1 protein-coding gene is annotated in these 651 nt (G+C 65.6%); it reads right to left on the bottom strand.

Annotated elements, in window-relative coordinates:
- Nucleotides 1-631 (bottom strand): IS4 family transposase (locus tag OEY_RS0127820; protein ID WP_237713820.1); only part of this gene is annotated, 631 nt, incomplete at its 3' end.
- Between the last annotated feature and the right edge of the window lie 20 nt (nt 632-651).

The following is a 651-nucleotide window of genomic DNA, read 5'->3' as shown; positions in this document are numbered from 1 at the left end:
CCCCCGGACCGCGCTGGTGGGTCTTGAGTTCGTCGAACGCGGTCTCGATCTCCCACCGCTGCGAATACAGCCCGGCCAACTCGGCGGCAGGCGCGGCGTCGGGGTCGGTGATCGTGGTCAACAGACGATACGGTGTCTGATCACCCACGGGTGCGGGCTCACCGCCTTCGCCCACCACGTCGAGGGTGTACTCGATCACCCGGACCGCGATGCCGTCGGCGCGGTTCCGGCGCGCCTTCGTTCCCGGGTAGACATGGGATGCGAAAGATCCGTCTGGATAGCGTTTTTCGACAGGAAGTACAGCGTTGGACTTCATTCGCCACAGCAAGTCGGCACCGGTGTCGGCGCACATCTGCCACAGTCGATAGCTGAAGAATCCACGGTCGGCGAGCAGCAGCATCCCAGACTGCAGCGACCGCACGATTGACTCGGCCAGGCTCTGTTCGCCCTGTTTGTATGTCCCGAGCGCGGCGTCGACGATCGCGTGTGAGCCGCATTCGGCCAACCCCAGCCCCCGAACCTGCGGGAACGCTCCGCCGCGGCCGCCACCGCGGGAGGACGGCGGCCGACCGAAATGCTCGACGTTCGCGTCGTTGTCCGGCACATCCAGGGTCAATCCGTCGATGCTCATCAGTCGCCGGGATCGGTAGA

Source organism: Rhodococcus sp. P14 (assembly GCF_000256505.1).
Taxonomy (GTDB): Bacteria; Actinomycetota; Actinomycetes; order Mycobacteriales; family Mycobacteriaceae; genus Rhodococcus; species Rhodococcus ruber.
The sequence above is the reverse complement of the archived record's forward strand: the minus strand, read 5'-3'. Positions and strand labels throughout refer to the sequence as shown.